The sequence below is a fragment of the Azospirillum sp. B4 genome (assembly GCF_000333275.1).
Lineage (GTDB): Bacteria > Pseudomonadota > Alphaproteobacteria > Azospirillales > Azospirillaceae > Nitrospirillum.
The window spans coordinates 1-2279 of record NZ_BACU01000559.1 but is presented as its reverse complement, the minus strand read 5'-3'; the positions used below and the strand labels follow the sequence as shown (position 1 = coordinate 2279).

Below are 2279 nucleotides of genomic sequence, written 5' to 3'. Positions count from 1 at the left end.
AAAGCCTGGCGCGGCACCACAACGCCCGCATGGACACGCCGTGGAGCGACTTGCCGGAGGCGCTGCGGAATCTCATCCTGTACGGCTCCAACGGCAAGGCGGTGACGTTGCGCTATGACGACGGCCTGCGCTCCTACGAGACCAACAAGCCCTTCGAGGGCGTGGTCCGCAACCTGGAGCGCCGCTGGAAGGAGACGGAAAGCAACTTCATGCGGGAGGAGCTGTCCAAGTACCAGTCGGCCCAGCCGTGCGAGGCCTGCAACGGCGCCCGCCTGAAGCCGGAGGCCCTGGCCGTCAAGATCCACGGCCTGAACGTGGCCGAGGTCAGCCGCATGTCCATCCAGGAGGCGGGCGCCTGGTTCCTCAGCCTGGACGAACACCTGTCGTCCAAGCAGAAGGAGATCGCCCACCGTATCCTGAAGGAAATCAACGAGCGGCTGGGCTTCCTCAACAACGTCGGCCTGGAATACCTGGCCATGGACCGCGCCTCGGGCACCCTATCGGGCGGGGAGAGCCAGCGCATCCGCCTGGCCTCCCAGATCGGCAGCGGCCTGACCGGCGTGCTCTATGTGCTGGACGAACCCTCCATCGGCCTGCACCAACGCGACAACGACCGCCTGCTGGCGACGCTGAAGCGCCTGCGGGATCTCGGCAACACCGTGCTGGTGGTGGAGCATGACGAGGACGCCATCCGCACCGCCGATTACCTGGTGGACATGGGGCCGGGCGCCGGTGTGCACGGCGGCACGGTGGTGGCGGCTGGCACCCCGGCGGAGGTGATGGCCAACCCGGCCAGCGTCACCGGTGACTACCTGACCGGCCGGCGGCGTATCGCCCTGCCGGAACGCCGCCGCGCCGGCCACAAGGGCCAGATCCTGGAGGTGGTCGGCGCGCGCTCCAACAATCTGAAGGACGTGCACGCCCGTATCCCCATGGGCACCTTCACCTGCGTCACCGGCGTGTCGGGCGGCGGCAAGTCCACTCTGATCGTCGAGACGCTGTACAAGGCCCTGGCCAAGCGCCTGAACGGCGCCCGGGAACATCCGGGCGCGCACGACGACATCCTGGGCCTGCAGCACCTGGACAAGATCGTCGACATCGACCAGTCGCCCATCGGCCGCACGCCCCGCTCCAACCCCGCAACCTACACCGGCGCCTTCACGCCCATCCGTGACTGGTTCGCCGGATTGCCGGAGGCCAAGGCCCGGGGCTACGGCCCCGGCCGCTTCAGCTTCAACGTCAAGGGCGGCCGGTGCGAGGCCTGCCAGGGCGACGGCGTCATCAAGATCGAGATGCACTTCCTGCCCGACGTCTATGTCACCTGCGACGTCTGCCACGGCAAACGCTACAACCGCGAGACGCTGGAGGTCCTGTACAAGGACAAGAGCATCGCCGACGTGCTGGACATGACCGTGGAGGAGGCGGCCGGCTTCTTCCAGGCCGTGCCCGCCATCCGCGACCGCATGGAAACCTTGAACGAGGTTGGGCTGGGCTACATCCACGTCGGCCAGCCGGCCACCACCCTCTCGGGTGGTGAGGCCCAGCGGGTGAAGCTGGCCAAGGAACTATCCCGCCGCGCCACCGGCCGCACCCTCTACATCCTGGATGAGCCCACCACCGGCCTGCACTTCGAAGATGTGCGCAAGCTGCTGGAGGTGCTGCACGCCCTGGTCGACCAGGGCAACACCGTGCTGGTGATCGAGCATAACCTGGAGGTCATCAAGACCGCCGACTGGATCATCGACATGGGCCCCGAGGGTGGTGCCGGCGGCGGCCGCATCGTGGCCGAAGGCACGCCGGAACAGGTGGCCACCATCGCCGAAAGCCACACCGGCCATTACCTCAAGCCCTACCTGTCGGAAGTGCCGCCGGTGGTGGAGGCCGTGGCGCCCAAGAAGCGCAAGGCCAAAGGCTGAGGATCATTGGCATGCCGAGGCGGAACGCAGCCCGCCTCGGCACATCGGCGCATGGCCCGCTTACGACCGGGACCGCCCCGGCAAGCCGTGTAGATCAGCGGCTGTGATGACCGGGCGAATCCGGCCGCTTCTTCTCCGCCCCCTCATGCCCCTCGCCTTCGTCCTTGGCGTGCCCCCTGGTCGGTGGCGCCTCATGGGGAATGGGGGGGAAGATGTCGGCGGTGGGCGACTTCGCCTCCTCGATCGCCTCCACCACCTCTTCCAGGATGATGTTGCCCAGGATGCTGCCGGTGCCGGCGTCGTCCTTCGCGTGGGCGGGCGGGTGGGCGGGCTTTCTGCTCATCGTCGATCTCCTGCCGGGGG

Annotated in this window: 2 protein-coding genes; one reads left to right on the top strand and one right to left on the bottom strand. The window is 67.9% G+C overall.

Going from position 1 to position 2279, the window contains the following annotated elements:
* Positions 1-1916, top strand: a 1916-nt coding sequence (uvrA, locus tag I55_RS25130) for an excinuclease ABC subunit UvrA (RefSeq protein ID WP_044563462.1), incomplete at its 5' end; no start/stop codon positions are given.
* Between the two features lie 94 nt (positions 1917-2010).
* Here uvrA and I55_RS25125 read toward each other — a convergent pair.
* Positions 2011-2259 (bottom strand): hypothetical protein, encoded by a 249-nt coding sequence (locus I55_RS25125; RefSeq protein ID WP_044563461.1) that lies wholly within the window; start codon positions 2257-2259, stop codon positions 2011-2013.
* Between the last annotated feature and the right edge of the window lie 20 nt (positions 2260-2279).